Source organism: Campylobacter showae CSUNSWCD (genome assembly GCF_000313615.1).
Taxonomy (GTDB): Bacteria; Campylobacterota; Campylobacteria; order Campylobacterales; family Campylobacteraceae; genus Campylobacter_A; species Campylobacter_A showae_A.
In genome coordinates this window covers 77,375-91,830 of record NZ_AMZQ01000002.1, presented here as the reverse complement: position 1 = coordinate 91,830, position 14,456 = coordinate 77,375, and the positions used below count along the sequence as shown (strand labels likewise).

The following is a 14,456-nucleotide window of genomic DNA, read 5'->3' as shown; positions in this document are numbered from 1 at the left end:
TTTCTCCAAAAATAAAAAACCCAAGTGAGCGGTGCGCATATAAGTGGCCCGAAAATTCAAAGCCAACCTTGCAAATAGGCGGTTCCTTTAGGTCGCAACTTCTCGCGCTCGCGCGCTCAAACGAAGCCACGTCACACAGTTCCGCACATCTTCGCCTATACTAATGTGTTGGACCCTATAAAAATACGCTGCCAAATCACTCAGGCAAGGTTATTATATAAAATTTTAGCTTAAAGTAGCGTTTTTGCGAGGCTTACGCAGGCATTTATATTTTGCTGGGCACTCACTATAGGTGAGGCAAAAGCTTCTAGCTCCTTTGCCGTCGTAAGTCCGATAGAGACGGCTTTATAGCTCTCATCCCAGCCGAAATTTCGAGTAAAATTTCGCACCGCCGAGGGAGATGTAAAAATAATCGCCGAATTTTTAGGCGGTTTTTGCTCTTCATTAAGCGGTTTAAAAACGTTTTCGTAAGCGATTATTTGCGTCAAATTTACGCCGCTTTTACGTAAAATTTCACCAACGCTCGAAGCCGTTTCGAGCGCCCTTAAAAACAGCGTTTTTTTGCCCTTTATAAACGGTGCGATCTCGGCGGCAAAGTCGTTTCCGTGAGCGTTTTTTGCGGTGTAAATTTGAGCAAAGCCAAACTCGCTAGCTGCGTGGCTAGTGCCTTCACCGATGGAGTAAATTTGCAAATCTGTAGGCGAAATTTGATTAAATCTTAGCGCGTTTACGGAGTTTTTGGAGGTCAAAACCAGCGTCTCAAATTCGGCCAAATTTACGCTAAATTTATTAAATTTTATCTCGTTTAAAACCAGCGTCTTTACGCCATCAAATTCCAAATTTGACCCGACTAGATAGATCATTTTTGCCCTTAAGTTTATGACTTTGCGTCCAAATTTTACCGCAAATCCTCAAATTTTAAAAGCCGCACACAAAACACAAATTTTACTTAGCCGCATTGCGCTTGCTTAGGTACTCTTTTGCCTTTTGCTTTAGCGCTTTATATAGCCTGCCAGCCTCGTCTGCGCCGTATTTTTTCACGAGCCCGTTGTGAAAATCGCCCAAATTTTTACTTTCAAATGCGATTTTTCTTATATCTTGCTTTTTAGCCTCATCTATCTTGGGCGCGAGCTGCGTTTTTACCGCATTTTTAGCCTCATTTTTTACTTCGTTTTGTTGCGCACCAGCTTGTTTTTGTTTTTGCGGCGGATGCTTGCTTGATAAATTTTGCCCCTTTTCGTCCGCATTTAGATTTTCGCCAGAAACCTCGATCTTCGCATCTTTTGAGCGCTCGGTAGAAGCGAGTTTATCACTCAAATTTGACTCAGCAACCTTAACTTCATCATTTGTCACCGCACCACTTTCGCCCTCTAAAGATTGCGGTTTTAGAGACTCCAAATTTTGCTCTTTTGCCGAGGCGCTTTGAGCATGTAAAGTCTCGCCACTCAAATTTGACTCCATTTGCGACTTTTCTCGCTCGTCAAATTTTTGCTCATCGCCTTGCGTCGCTAGCCTAGATTTTGCAGAATTTGGCGCCGCGATAAGCTTTGCCTCACCTTTTTGCGAGTTTTCTATTTGAGGTTTTTTGTAGATCTTCCTTGCGTCCTCTTTTAGTGCGTTATACACGCCAGCACCGTTTTTACTGCCAAATTTTGAGATAAATTTCATATGAAGCTCGCTTAGGCTTCCCGAGTTTCGTATCAAGATCGCGATTTCGTCTTGATTTTCTTCGATGAGCTGCGCAGTGTGCGAGCGATTGAAGTCAAATTTAAGTTTATAAAATTTACCGCCGTTTTTATCTTGTTTATTAAAAAAATCTATCACGTCATCATAAAATTTATCGTTGCTGACGATGTAAATTTTGTCTTTTTTATGCGAGAGTTTGCCCATTAAAAACGTAATTATTTTATCGGCATAGTCCTTGTGAGCGCTTTCTAAAAGTATAATTTTTATTTTGATTTTTCGCGCCAGAAACCACGCCAAAACGGAGATGCTTAGCTTTTGTCTATTGTTTGTTACGATATAAATTTTATCTTTCTCGCCTAGTTTTTTTAGCGTTGCTAGATTATCTACGCTTATGTTTTCATCATCTATTATAAATCTTGCCATATATTTCCTAAACGAGTCGTGGCAATCGCCCCAAAACTCTACATCTTATCTTTTGTTACGATGAGTAACATTTTAAATTTTTCCGGTATCTTTAGTCCGTGCGGGATTTTGCCTGGAAGCACGATAGTATCGCCCTTTTTGATATCAAAATGCTCATCGCCGATGGTTAGCTTCATCTCGCCGTCAAGCGCGACCAAAAGAGCGTCGCCCGGAGCCGCGTGAGTGGAGAGCTGTTGGTCTTTTGAAAATGACAGCAGCGACATCGAGCCGCTTTCGTTTTTGACGAGCGTTTTGCTCACGATTTTGCCTTCTTCGTATTCGACCGCATCCACTAGGCTAAAAATAGCCGCCTTAGGTAAATGATCTATCATTAAGTCCTCCTTAAAATCGATTAAGACGTATTTCGTTGGTTCGTTGAAAACTAGTTTTCGCCATACTTTTTTCTCTATCAGGCAGGCCTGTTCGTCGCCTAAGCGCATCTGCTTTTCGCCGTAGTGCAAGCTCGCGCCGCCCTCTACGACCCACGCAAGGCTGTCGCAAAATAGCATCTCGTGATCTAGCTCCTCGCCAGTGTCAAAGGCAAACACATCGACGTGAGCGTTCTCGCAATCAAAAATTCTCTTGCTAACGACGCTTTTTGCGATCACTTTCGTGTCGGCGTTTAAATTGTAAATTTTACTCATTGTTCTTCCTTTCGTAAATTTACGCGTCATTGTAGCTAAAATTTGCGGACGATTTGTTGATAAGGATTATTCTTTTTGGCAAATTTGAGTCGATTTTAAATAAAATTTAGGCGTAAAAACGCCTAAATTTTACTCCCACTCTATCGTTGCAGGCGGTTTGCTCGAGATGTCGTAAGCTACGCGGTTGATGCCGTCTACTTCGTTTATGATGCGGCGTGAGACGTTTTCTAGCAGGTCGTACGGCAGGCGCGAGAAGCTAGCCGTCATGCCGTCGCTAGCGTCCACTACGCGTATGCACACGGCGTTTTCATAGGTGCGGTTATCACCCATGACGCCCACAGAATGCACGTTTAGCAGTACGCAAAATGCCTGCCACGTTTTGTTGTACCAGCCACTTGATTTTAGCTCGTCGCGCAGGATTACGTCGGCTTTGCGTAGTAGCTCAAGGCTTGGCGTATTTACCTCGCCCATTATGCGGATCGCAAGGCCTGGTCCAGGGAATGGATGGCGAAACACGAGCTCTCGCGAAAGGCCAAGTTCAAGGCCTAGCTGACGTACTTCGTCTTTAAAGATTTCTCTTAAAGGCTCGATCAGCTCGAAGCTCATCCAATCAGGCAGTCCGCCCACGTTGTGGTGGCTTTTGATCGTCTTGCTAGATCCCACGACCGAGCTTTCGATGATGTCGGTATAAAGCGTGCCTTGGGCTAAAAATTTAACGTTATCGTGCTTTTTGGCCTCTTTTTCAAAGATTTCGATGAAAGTTTCGCCGATTATCTTGCGTTTTTTCTCTGGATCGGTTACGCCTGCTAGCCTTTCTAGGAAAGTTTTACTCGCGTCTATGCTAACTAGCTCCACGCCAAGCTTTGTTCTAAAGGTCGCCTCGACCTGCTCGCGCTCGCCCGTTCTAAGTAGTCCGTTATCGACGAAAACCAGGATCAAATTTTGCGGTATCGCAGCGGCCAAAAGCGCAGCGGTGACGGAGCTATCTACACCTCCGCTAACGGCGCAAAGGACTTTTTTGTTGCCGACGGTTTCTTTGATCTTAGCGATCTGGGTTTTAGCAAAGCCGCCCATATTCCACGTGCTTTCGCAGCCGCAGATATATTTGGCGAAATTTTTTAAAATTTGAGTGCCAAACTCGCTGTGCTGCACCTCCGGGTGAAACTGCAACGCGTAAAATTTGCGCTTTTCGTCGCCGAATACGCAGTAAGGCGAATTTTCGCTCGTCGCGATCGCTTCAAAGCCGTTTGGCAAATTTTTTACGAGGTCAGAGTGGCTCATCCAGACGGTTTGCTTTTCAGGCGTATCAGTAAAGAGCGGATGAGATTTTAGAGCGTTTAGGCTTGCCTTGCCGTACTCTTTGTGAGAGGCAGGAGCGACTTCGGCGCCGAATTTATGCGCCAAAAGCTGCATGCCGTAGCAAATGCCTAAAATCGGCAACTTTAGCTTAAAAACGCCCTCGTCGCAAAAATACGCATCCGGCGCATAAACGCTAGCTGGACCGCCGCTTAGGATTATGCCTTTTGGTTTTTTAGCCTTGATCTCCTCGACCTTAGCGTTAAAAGGCAAAATCTCAGTATAAACGCCTTGCTCGCGCAGGCGTCTAGCGATGAGCTGGGTGTACTGCGAGCCAAAATCCAAAACTATTATCGTATTATTCATGATTGCCCTTTAAAAATATAAATGAAAAATTTCAAACTGTATGTACCAGACCACGACCGATACGATATAGCCGACAACCACGGTCCAAGCGTATTTCATATGCGCGCCGAAGGTATAGATGCCTTTTAGTTTGCCCATAACGCCAACGCCCGCAGCCGAACCAAAGCTTATCATCGATCCGCCGATACCGGCAGTCAAGGTAACTAGCAGCCACTGACTTAAATTTTCGCCCACATCCGCGCCCATCATAGGATTTGCTTTTAGCACGGCAGACATAACAGGGACGTTATCCACGATAGCAGAGAGGAAGCCAACGCCGATATTTACGGTCGTAGCGCCAAATTTATCATAAAGCGAAACGGCGTAGTTTAAAAATCCGACGAAGTGTAGCGCGCCGACGGCCGCAAGGATGCCGAAGAAGAAGAAAAGCGTGTTGTTTTCGATCTTTGACATATAGTGAAAGACATGCATAGGCTCTTCGTTTTTGTTTGTTTTTTTGTAGATGTAGGTGTAAATGCTAAGAAGTGAGAAGCCAAACATCATGCCCCACATCGCAGGCAAATGGAAAAGCTGGTGCATCATAACAGCCGAAAATATCGTAAATGCGCCAAGTCCGATAACGACTTTACCACCTTTTTTGATGGTTACTTTAGGCTCTGTGGCCGGGTCAAAGTGCGGGCTACCAGCGGGCACTATGCGCACTAGTAAAAACGCCGTAACTAGCCAGCCGATAAATGAAGCAGGGAAAAGTGCGAAAAAGTCGATAAAAGGAGCCTTGCCCGCAGCCCACGCCATCAGAGTCGTGATATCGCCAAACGGACTCCATGCGCCGCCTGCGTTTGCGGCTACGACGATGTTTATCGCACCTGCGACTAGGAAATTCGTATTGGTCTTATCTATCGTTAAAAGAACAGTAGAAAGGATAAGGGCCGTAGTTAGGTTATCGGCGACGGGGCTAATGAAAAACGCCAAAGCGCCCGTTAGCCAAAAGAGTCTTTTATACGTGTAGCCCTTTGAGACGAGGTTGTATTTTAGCGCGTTAAACACGTCACGTTCGATAAGCGCCTCGATATATGTCATCGCGACCATGAGGAAAAATACGATCTGCGAAATCTCTAAAATCAGGTGATTTACCTCATTTTGCAACAAATGCACATCTAGGCCGTTTGCTAGCATATAAAAGCCGATGAGCAGAAACATAAAAGTGCCGATAAATATAGCCGGCTTAGCCTTATCGATGTGAAAATTTTCCTCCGTAGCGATGAAAAAATATCCCACGACGAAAATTATGAGGCTCGCGATACCCACCCACGTAGTCGTTAGATTTAAAGCCTCGCCCGCAGCGTCGCCGCTACCGAAGGCTAAAGCGAAAAACAGACCCAAAAGTCCGACGATCTTCATTTACTCTCCTTGATTTATAGTTTATTTATCTTTTCGGTTTTGCTGTTTGACGGCTCGGACGGCGCCTCGTAGAACGGATCGCCCTTGTGGCCGCAGCCTGCTATAAAAATTAACAAAAAAAATGCTAAAATCGCCTTATGAAAGACGCTAAGACTATTATTCGACATATTGTTGATAATCCTTTTTATAAAGAGTTAAAAAACCGTAGCGAATGCGGAGAATTTTTACAGCTTTTAAGCCTAAATCATCGCAGGCTCATCGCCTTTTGCTACGAGAAAAACGGCATTTTGTTTTTCGCCCTGTTTCATCCGCTAGGACTTCAGGAATTAAAAAGCGATAGTAGTATAAAAATGTTAAAAGGCTTATTAAAAATCTATTCTAGCGTAAATTTTGACGGCAGGCTCGCTCGCGTAACGGACGTTAAATTTTTTGTGACAAAGCATTTAAAATTTAAAAAAGCGACCGACCCATACGAAAAAAAGCGAATTTTTACTTATGCCGAGCCTGCTAAAGGCGAGTTTGTAAATTTAGCCAAAAGCGAGCGGATTTTCGAAGGATTTGAAAAAATTCGCCTTGCTATAAAGCAAAATTTAGCCAAAGAATCAAGCGGGGCGCAATGAATCAAATTTGGTCAAATTTAACCCCAATCAGCAAAAGCTCAAATTCACTGGCGGGAGTCAAATTTTGCTAATCGACGAGATCCGCTCATTGCCCGCCCAACCAGGCGTTTATCAGTATTTCGACAAGGCCGGCAAGCTTCTTTACGTCGGCAAGGCTAAAATTTTAAAAAACCGCGTCAAAAGCTACTTTTCATTTACGCCGGCGCTCGCCCCCTCGCCCAAGGTTAGCCCGCGCATCCACAAGATGATCAGCGAGGCCGTACACCTCGAGTATATCGTCACTCCCAGCGAGGCCGACGCGCTGATACTAGAAAACTCCTTCATCAAGCAGCTAAGGCCCAAATACAACATCTTGCTGCGTGACGACAAGACTTATCCCTACATCTACGTAAATTTGGATGACGATTTCCCGCGCTTTGAGATCACGCGAAAGATCGTCCGAGGCAAAAACGTCAAGTATTTTGGCCCCTATTTTCGCGGCGCGCGCGAGCTTTTAGATGCGCTAAGGCTGAGCTTTAAACTCGTGCAAAGCAAAAGCGCGCTCAAAGCCACGGGAGCGTACTTGCCCTATCAGATCGGTTACTCAGAAGCCCCGCTCATCAGCAAAATTTCGCCCGCAGACTACGCCAAGGTCGTAGAGGGCGCGATCGCAGCGCTAAACAATCCTCTTTCTATGCTGCCAAAGCTCGTAAATTTGATGAGCAAATACGCCCAAAACGAAAACTACGAGCAAGCCGCCCTCGTGCGCGATAAAATCAACGCTATCAAAGACCTAGACGTCAAAATCGAGGTCGATCTGGCTAAGCTTGAGGACTTTGAGGTTTTTGCAGTGCGTGCTGAGCAAAATTTGCTTTGTGCGGTGCGTTTTAGCGTGCACGGCGGCAAGATCAGCGGCGTGTATCAAAATATCACGAACGCCAAGATGAGCTCGCAAGGCGATCTAAACGACGCGTATAAGCAAATCGTTTTAGAGAGCTTTCCAGCTGGCGCGCCCGTCGTGAGCGCGAAAATTTACGCACTCGAAGCATTTGAGGACGCAAGTCTAGTAGAGGAGATCTTGACCGCTCGCCACGGCCGTAAATTTAGCATCTGTGTCCCTAAAATCGGCGAGAAAAAGCGCATCTGCGAGATGGCGCTAACAAACGCGCAAGTCTTTATCCAAAAGTACCTAAAAACCCACGACGACGCGTTTTTGGACGAGCTAAAGGAGTATTTCGGCTTAGCCTGCGCGCCGTACACCATCGAGACCTTCGACAACTCGCATATGTTCGGCGCGGCCGCAGTCGGCGCGATGGTGCGCTTTGAGCACGGCAACTTCGCCAAGGAGCACTACCGCCACATGCACCTCTCTCACGCAAACGACTACGATCAGATGCACCAGATGCTTACAGAGCGCGCTTTGCGGTTTGATAAGCTTAGCCCACCCGATCTCTGGCTCATCGACGGCGGCCAGGCGCTGCTAGACCTCGCCTCGGACATCATCGCTAGTAGTGGCGCAAACGTCGATATACTCGCCATCTCAAAAGAAAAAATAGACGCCAAAGCCCACCGCGCAAAAGGCGGCGCGAGGGATAAAATTTACGCTCCGGGCGGCGTTTTTACGCTACCAACGGGCGACAGACGACTTCAGTTTTTCCAGCGCCTTCGCGACGAGGCGCACCGATTTGCGATTACCTTTCATCAAAAAACCAAGCGCAAAGAGGATCTGGGCGCTAGCAAGCTAGCAGACGCGGGCGTATCGGCGGGCAGTATCGCAAAGCTAGTTAAATTTTACGGCAGCTTTGAAGCTATAATGACCGCAGCGAGCGAAGAGATCGAAAAGGTGACGAATAGGAGCGTGGCGGCTAAGATCGAGCAACTAAAAGAGAGTGAAATTTGAGCCAAATTTGACGCATTTGTTTTCGTTAAATTTGAAAGAGCAAATTTAACTCCCCGCTTTTGAATAAATTTGGCAGCAGTTATTTGCAAAAAGCCGCCAAATTTAGCGCAAAACGCAACCAAATTTGTGCGCAAATAGTCTGCGGCACAAATTGAATTTTGCACCGCTTTCGACCGACATTAAAATTTAGGCAAATTTATCGTTTCGCGGCTTTTTCTATCGCTTGCGCCGCGTCGCAGCCATCTTTCCAGCCGTATGCGCACGCCTTTTGCAGATAGTTTTTTGCGTTAGCTACGTCTTTTTCGCCAAGCATCGCGTTGTAGTAGAGTACGCCGAGGTTAAAGCAAGACATCCCGTCCTTTGCCTCGCAGGCTTTGCGCCAGATTTTGCCCGCTTTTTGCGCGTCTTTTTTGACGCCAAACCCCTGCTCATAAAGCGAGCCTAAATTTGCGCAACCTAGCAAATAACCGCTATCGCAGGCTTTTTTATAGAGCTCGGCAGCCTTTGGTTCGTCCTTTTTAACCCCTTCGCCTTTGCGATACGCTACGCCCAAATTTACGCAGGCTCGCACGTACTCCCCGTCGCAAGCTTTTTTAAACAGCGCAAACGCCTTTTCGTAGTTTTTGTCCAAGTCGCACTCCTCAAGCTTGATGCCGATGTAGGCAAGACCCAAGTTATCGCAGCTCTCAAAATCGCCAGCGTCGCAACCTTTTTGAAGCCAGCCCGTATCGCATTTTGCAGCATTTAAAGAAATCGCCGTAAAAGCGGCTAAAAATATAAATTTATTCATCTTGTATTTTAACGTCAAATTTGACGCGCCGTTTTGTAACGGACGCAAATTTAAGCCCGAACGACTCGGCGAATTTAACGAAAGATCGGGCTTGCTAAATGGTAAAATTTGACGTAAATTTAGGCCTTTTTGCCTTTTTTATTGCCTTTATCGCTAGGTTCTTCACCCTTAAACCACCCTTTTATCTTATCCAAGATTCCTTTGTCCTCTTCCTCGTCGTAGCTCGCCTTGCCCGCCTTGATGCCGAAGCTCTCTTGTAGCTGGTTTAGTAGAGAGATTTGCTCGTCATTAAGCTCTTTTGGCGTTTTTATGGAGATTTGAGCTACGAGCCTGCCGTATCTTTTGCTATTTACGTTTTTTACGCCAAGGCCGTCAAATACGAACTGCTGCTTGTCTTTTGCGCCGACTGGCAGCTTGAGCTCGGTTGTGCCTTTTAGCGTCGGGATCGTGATCGTCTCGCCCAAAATCGCCTGCGTGAAAAATACCGGAATCTCGATATAAACGTCGCTTTCGTGACGTACGAAATGCTCGTCGGCTTCAACCTCGATATGCACGTACAAATCGCCCCTGGCGCCGGTTGAGGAGACGTTGCCCTTTTCGCTCACGCGCATGCGCATGCCGTCGTCGATGCCCTCGGGGATATTTACTTTGACGCTTTGGCGCTCTTCTTTGTAGCCGCTACCGCCGCAATCAGAGCATCTATCCTTGACCGTTTCGCCCGTGCCGTTACAGTATGGACACTCCTGCACGAAGCTCATAAAGCCTCGCTGCTGCGATATCCGCCCCCTGCCCTCGCAGTGCGGACATACGTGCGTTTTGCCGTCTTTCGAACCGCTGCCTTTGCAGGTTTGGCACGGTTTTTTGATCGTAAAATCTATCTCTTTTTCGGCGCCAAACACAGCTTCGTTAAATTTGATCCTAAGAACTATCTCTAAATCGAGCGGATATTTGTCACTGCTTCTTTTGCGGCTACTTGCACCCGAGCTAAATCCACCGCCAAAAAACGAGTTAAAGATATCGCCCAAATCAAAATCCGCGCTAAATCCGCCAGAGCTAAAGCCGCCCCTGCCCTCAAGTCCAGCTTTGCCGTATCTATCATATATCGCGCGCTTTTCCTCGTCGCCTAGCACCTGGTAGGCTTCGTTTACCTTTTTAAATTTTTCTTCGGCGTCTTTATCGCCTTGATTGCGATCCGGGTGATACTTTAGGGCAAGCTTTCTAAATGCTTTTTTTATGGTTTCAGAGTCGCTATTTTTGCTGATTTCTAAAATTTCGTAGTAGTCTATTTCCACAAAATCTCCTAAAATTTTTAAATTTAAAGGGCGATTTTATCTTATTATTTATAAAAATTCAAAGCGGGGGAGAATTTTAAACAAGGATAGTAAATTCGGAAAAAAAATTTAACTTTTTTTGGTTATAATCATTTTCGTTAAATCTATTTGAAAGGCTTAAAATGATTAATGTTTTAATGATTGAAGACGATCCGGAATTCGCGCAAATCCTATCCGAATACTTGAGCGATTTTAATATAAAAGTAACAAATTTCGAAGATCCTTATTTGGGACTAAGTGCTGGAGTAAAAAATTTCGACCTGCTTATCCTAGACCTTACACTACCTGGCATGGACGGCCTAGAGGTATGCAAAGAGATCCGCAGCAAATACAACATCCCTATCATCATCTCTTCTGCTCGCAGCGATATCAGCGACAAAGTCGTGGGCCTGCAGCTAGGCGCAGACGACTATCTACCAAAACCGTACGATCCAAAGGAAATGTACGCGCGCATAATGAGCCTAATCCGCCGCTACAAAAAGACCAACGAAGTGCAAGAAGAGGTCGTTGATACGCTATTTAGGATAGACGAGCGCAGACACGAAATTTACTACAACAACGAAAGCCTAACGCTAACGCCGGCAGAGTATGAAATTTTGAGCTACCTTATCAAGCAACACAGCTTTTCAGTCTCTCGCGAGCAGCTAGTTTATAACTGCAAAAGCCTAAAAGACAAGGACTCAAAGAGCCTAGACGTCATCATCGGCAGACTAAGAACCAAGATCGGCGACAGCTCAAAAGCGCCTAAACATATATTTTCGGTACGCGGAATAGGCTATAAACTCATAGGATGAGATACTCCTTAACCACGAAGATTTCGGTAGTTTTCGCGCTGGCGTTTTCGCTTGTTTGTATCTTATTCTACACGTTTGCGAGCATACAGCTAGATAACGCGCTAGAAAAGATAAAAAACAAGCAGCTAAACGCGATAAACTACCTCATCGCTTCATACGAAAAGTCAAATCCGCCTAGCGATTTGACTAACTATTTTAAAAATTTCGGACTAACCTACGTTAAAAGCGACAAAACCGTCGCAAACGTCATAAGCTCCGGGAAACCGGTCTTTGCCAAGCAAACGCAGCTAGGACTATTTCAATCGTTGCTTTTTCAGGATAGTTTGTACCTACAGATCAAAAATCCTTCGTTTCAAATTTTGCTCGAAAGCGACGATACGAAAAACATAAACGATCCGATCTGGGTGGGTTTTATCCTCACGACGGCGCTTCTAGTGTCGCTTTACGTTTCGGTAATGAAGTCGCTAATGCCGCTTAAAAAACTAAGCTCTGATATCAGGAAATTTGGCGCGGGAAACATGGACGTAAATATCGCCAAGCCCGACTCCGACGACGAGATAGCCAAGGTCGCGATAGAATTTGACGCCGCAGCCAGCAAGATCAGGGAGCTTTTGCGCTCTAGGCAGCTGTTTTTACGCACGATTATGCACGAGCTAAAAACGCCGATCGGCAAAGGTCGCATAGTCTCTGAGATGGTGCAAAATTCTACGCACAAAACGCGCTTGATAGCGATATTTGAGCGCCTTGACATGCTCATAAACGAGTTTGGCAAGATCGAGCAGCTGCTATCCAAAAACTACGCGCTAAACTATCAGGAGTCATACTTTTCAAACATCCTTGACCAAGCGCGCGACATGCTGATGCTCGATAAATTTGAAGAAAAAGTGAGCGTAGATATCCGCCGAGATATCTTGCTGCGCGTGGATTTCGGGCTCTTTTCGCTCGCGATCAAAAATCTCATAGATAACGCCCTAAAATACGCTGACGATAAAAAAGCGCAGGTTATCTGCGACGCGGACGGTATCGTCGTGAGAAACCTAGGCCAACCGCTACAAAATCCTATCGAGTACTACATGCAAGCCTTTATCCGTGAAAAGGGCAGTAAAAGCAGCGGCATGGGGCTAGGACTTTACATCATCGACCACATCTGCCGTATGCACAAATTTAGTCTAAAATACTCATACGAGGACGGCTTCCACTCATTTAAAATTTGCACCAATCCAAAGGAAAGCGTTGAAAAAAGGGCTTGAGAAATTTAACGAACTCGTGGCGGCCTTTGAGCGGCTACCGGGCGTTGGCAAAAAGTCCGCCCAGCGCTACGCCTATCACGTATGCCTAAAGGATAGCTTCGGCGGACTAAAGCTCGCTCAAAGCATCGAGGACGCAGTGAGATTTACGGGTAAATGTCAAATTTGCGGTGGGCTTAGCGAAGATGAAATTTGCGACATTTGCAGCGACGAAACGCGAGATAAGGAGCTACTGGCCGTCGTAGAAAGCCCAAAAGACATCCTAGTTTTCGAACAAAGTGCGATCTACCGCGGACGCTACTTCGTGCTTGAAGAGATAACTCCCGAACAAACCGAAAAACTACGCGCGATCATCCGCCAAAACGGTGTAACCGAGATTATTTTTGCACTAACGCCGGGGCTTAGCAGCGACGCGGTGATGGTTTTTATCGAGGATAAGCTAAGCGATATGGGCGTTAAATTTAGCAAGATAGCCCAAGGTGTACCTACCGGCGTAAATCTCGAAAATATCGACCTTCTATCGCTTATGAAGGCGCTTGATAGCAGGACTGAGCTGTAAATTTAACTCAAGCGCGTGAAGCTTTTTATCAATTTAACGGTATCCTTTTAAATTAGCTCGAATTCAAATTTAAGACTAGGCGAGCAAGTTTTTGCCACATTTCAAACAGACAAACCGCTTCAAATTTAACCCGCCGCCAAAGCTAGTCAAATTTGCAACGACTCAAATTTGACGCGTAGCCCCAAAATCAAATTTTACAAGCACGACAAAGAATAAAAAGAAAATTTAAAAAGAGAAATTTACGACCCGAAGGCCGTAAATTTAAGCCGCCCAAAATGAGCGATAGAAGTTATTTCGTAGTTTTTTGGATATATGAGAACTCGGAAATCTTCGTCCACTCGCGAGCTTTAGCCAAAAACGCTCTTTGAGAGTCCAAAATCTCCTTAAATAGCGGATCTTTTGCCGCCTCTTCGTCTAGGATTTCGTCGCTTGCTTTTCTAAGCGCGTCCATAACGTCCTGCGGGAACGAGCGAACCTCGATATCAGGATACTCGGCTTTCATCTTCGCCCAGTACTCGGCGTTATCAAAGAACGAGCGGCTATTTAGCATGCTAGCTACCTCGTTAGCCGCGGCCTCGATCACGGCCTGAAGGTCGGCAGGTAGATTCTCGTAGGTCTTTTTATTTACGAAAAACTGAGTCTGACCGCTCGGCTCTTGCCAGCCTGTGTAGTAGTATTTGGCGATCTTGTGAAAGCCAAGACCCATATCAAATGCAGGGCTTACCCACTCGACCGAGTCGATCGTGCCCATCTCTAGCGCCATATATAGCTCGCCGGTTGGGATCGTGTTTATCGTCGCTCCCACGCGCGCCATCACCTCGCCGCCAAAGCCGGGGATCCTGATTTTTAGGCCCTTTAAATCCTCTACACTTTTGATCTCTTTTTTAAACCAGCCGCCCATTTGCGTGCCGGTATCCCCCGCAAGGAAAACTTTGATATTGTATTTGTCGTAAACTTTTTCCTCTAGCTGCTTGCCGCCGCCGAATTCATACCAAGCGCGAAGCTCGGTTGCGGTCATACCAAAAGGTACGGCGGTAAAAAACATAGTATTTGCGTCCTTGCCCTTGTAGTAGTAAGACGCCGTGTAGCCGATATCGTACTGGCCGCCTTTTACGAAATCTAGGATACCAAACGGCGCCTTATGCTTAGACGGATAGTCTATCCTCACCTCTAGCCTGCCATCGCTTAGCGTCTCTACTACGCGTTTAAATTCTTTCGCTGCGTCGCCCAAAACCGGAGTCGTGCTCTCCCAGGTGCTGGCTAGCTTTAGCTTATAGGTTTTGTCTGCCGCGTTCGCGCCTAGCGCTAAACCGAAAGCAGCCAAAACCGCTAAAAACTTTTTCATTTTTGCTCCTTAAAATAAATTGGCCGATTATACTTA

The 14,456-nt window shown here is 46.0% G+C and carries 13 protein-coding genes; 5 read left to right on the top strand and 8 right to left on the bottom strand.

What is annotated here, in order from left to right:
- Positions 1 to 230: 230 nt before the first annotated feature.
- The 5 genes from CSUNSWCD_RS02490 to nhaD form a co-directional block, all read right to left on the bottom strand.
- Positions 231 to 863 (bottom strand): uroporphyrinogen-III synthase, encoded by a 633-nt coding sequence (locus tag CSUNSWCD_RS02490; protein WP_009493492.1) that lies wholly within the window; start codon positions 861 to 863, stop codon positions 231 to 233.
- 82 nt (positions 864 to 945) lie between these two features.
- Positions 946 to 2,109 (bottom strand): PIN domain-containing protein, encoded by a 1,164-nt coding sequence (locus tag CSUNSWCD_RS02485; RefSeq protein ID WP_009493490.1) that lies wholly within the window; start codon positions 2,107 to 2,109, stop codon positions 946 to 948.
- 38 nt (positions 2,110 to 2,147) lie between these two features.
- Positions 2,148 to 2,792: a cupin domain-containing protein gene (locus CSUNSWCD_RS02480; RefSeq protein WP_009493487.1), complete on the bottom strand. Its 645-nt coding sequence runs from the start codon at positions 2,790 to 2,792 to the stop codon at positions 2,148 to 2,150.
- A gap of 129 nt (positions 2,793 to 2,921) precedes the next feature.
- Positions 2,922 to 4,454, bottom strand: a complete 1,533-nt coding sequence (gene guaA, locus CSUNSWCD_RS02475; protein WP_009493485.1) for a glutamine-hydrolyzing GMP synthase — start codon at positions 4,452 to 4,454, stop codon at positions 2,922 to 2,924.
- 9 nt (positions 4,455 to 4,463) lie between these two features.
- Complete coding sequence (gene nhaD, locus CSUNSWCD_RS02470; protein WP_009493483.1) at positions 4,464 to 5,855, bottom strand: sodium:proton antiporter NhaD; 1,392 nt, start codon at positions 5,853 to 5,855, stop codon at positions 4,464 to 4,466.
- A 137-nt stretch (positions 5,856 to 5,992) separates the two neighbouring features.
- Here nhaD and CSUNSWCD_RS02465 point away from each other — a divergent pair, with 137 nt between their 5' ends.
- Both CSUNSWCD_RS02465 and uvrC read left to right on the top strand, forming a co-directional pair.
- Positions 5,993 to 6,475 (top strand): hypothetical protein, encoded by a 483-nt coding sequence (locus tag CSUNSWCD_RS02465; protein ID WP_009493480.1) that lies wholly within the window; start codon positions 5,993 to 5,995, stop codon positions 6,473 to 6,475.
- 64 nt (positions 6,476 to 6,539) lie between these two features.
- Complete coding sequence (gene uvrC / locus CSUNSWCD_RS02460; RefSeq protein ID WP_034964241.1) at positions 6,540 to 8,354, top strand: excinuclease ABC subunit UvrC; 1,815 nt, start codon at positions 6,540 to 6,542, stop codon at positions 8,352 to 8,354.
- 196 nt (positions 8,355 to 8,550) lie between these two features.
- On the opposite strand, the gene CSUNSWCD_RS02455 is transcribed toward uvrC, so the two are convergent.
- A complete protein-coding gene (locus tag CSUNSWCD_RS02455; RefSeq protein WP_009493476.1) occupies positions 8,551 to 9,192 on the bottom strand; it encodes a tetratricopeptide repeat protein in 642 nt (213 codons plus the stop codon).
- 71 nt (positions 9,193 to 9,263) lie between these two features.
- Positions 9,264 to 10,436, bottom strand: a complete 1,173-nt coding sequence (gene dnaJ, locus CSUNSWCD_RS02450; protein WP_009493475.1) for a molecular chaperone DnaJ — start codon at positions 10,434 to 10,436, stop codon at positions 9,264 to 9,266.
- Between the two features lie 161 nt (positions 10,437 to 10,597).
- On the opposite strand from dnaJ, the gene CSUNSWCD_RS02445 reads away from it, so the two are divergent.
- From CSUNSWCD_RS02445 to recR, 3 genes are read left to right on the top strand one after another with little or no spacing between them, the layout of a single operon-like run.
- A complete protein-coding gene (locus CSUNSWCD_RS02445; RefSeq protein ID WP_002948262.1) occupies positions 10,598 to 11,269 on the top strand; it encodes a response regulator transcription factor in 672 nt (223 codons plus the stop codon).
- Positions 11,266 to 12,519 carry an ArsS family sensor histidine kinase gene (locus CSUNSWCD_RS02440; RefSeq protein WP_009493469.1) on the top strand — a complete coding sequence of 418 codons (1,254 nt, stop codon included), beginning with the start codon at positions 11,266 to 11,268 and terminating at the stop codon, positions 12,517 to 12,519. The genes CSUNSWCD_RS02445 and CSUNSWCD_RS02440 overlap by 4 nt, the downstream gene beginning before the upstream one ends.
- Positions 12,503 to 13,075 carry a recombination mediator RecR gene (recR, locus tag CSUNSWCD_RS02435; protein ID WP_009493467.1) on the top strand — a complete coding sequence of 191 codons (573 nt, stop codon included), beginning with the start codon at positions 12,503 to 12,505 and terminating at the stop codon, positions 13,073 to 13,075. Before CSUNSWCD_RS02440 ends, recR begins: the two co-directional genes overlap by 17 nt.
- 289 nt (positions 13,076 to 13,364) lie before the next feature.
- Here the strand turns inward: recR and CSUNSWCD_RS02430 are convergent, their stop codons facing one another.
- Positions 13,365 to 14,420, bottom strand: coding sequence for a TRAP transporter substrate-binding protein (locus CSUNSWCD_RS02430; RefSeq protein WP_009493465.1), 1,056 nt, complete (start codon positions 14,418 to 14,420; stop codon positions 13,365 to 13,367).
- Between the last annotated feature and the right edge of the window lie 36 nt (positions 14,421 to 14,456).

Coding starts and splice junctions, on each gene's coding strand:
- guaA (WP_009493485.1), bottom strand. CDS start 4,454: ATGAATAATACGATAATAGTTTTGGATTTTGGCTCGCAGTACACCCAG.
- CSUNSWCD_RS02485 (WP_009493490.1), bottom strand. CDS start 2,109: ATGGCAAGATTTATAATAGATGATGAAAACATAAGCGTAGATAATCTA.
- CSUNSWCD_RS02445 (WP_002948262.1), top strand. CDS start 10,598: ATGATTAATGTTTTAATGATTGAAGACGATCCGGAATTCGCGCAAATC.
- CSUNSWCD_RS02465 (WP_009493480.1), top strand. CDS start 5,993: ATGAAAGACGCTAAGACTATTATTCGACATATTGTTGATAATCCTTTT.
- CSUNSWCD_RS02480 (WP_009493487.1), bottom strand. CDS start 2,792: ATGAGTAAAATTTACAATTTAAACGCCGACACGAAAGTGATCGCAAAA.
- CSUNSWCD_RS02440 (WP_009493469.1), top strand. CDS start 11,266: ATGAGATACTCCTTAACCACGAAGATTTCGGTAGTTTTCGCGCTGGCG.
- CSUNSWCD_RS02490 (WP_009493492.1), bottom strand. CDS start 863: ATGATCTATCTAGTCGGGTCAAATTTGGAATTTGATGGCGTAAAGACG.
- CSUNSWCD_RS02430 (WP_009493465.1), bottom strand. CDS start 14,420: ATGAAAAAGTTTTTAGCGGTTTTGGCTGCTTTCGGTTTAGCGCTAGGC.
- nhaD (WP_009493483.1), bottom strand. CDS start 5,855: ATGAAGATCGTCGGACTTTTGGGTCTGTTTTTCGCTTTAGCCTTCGGT.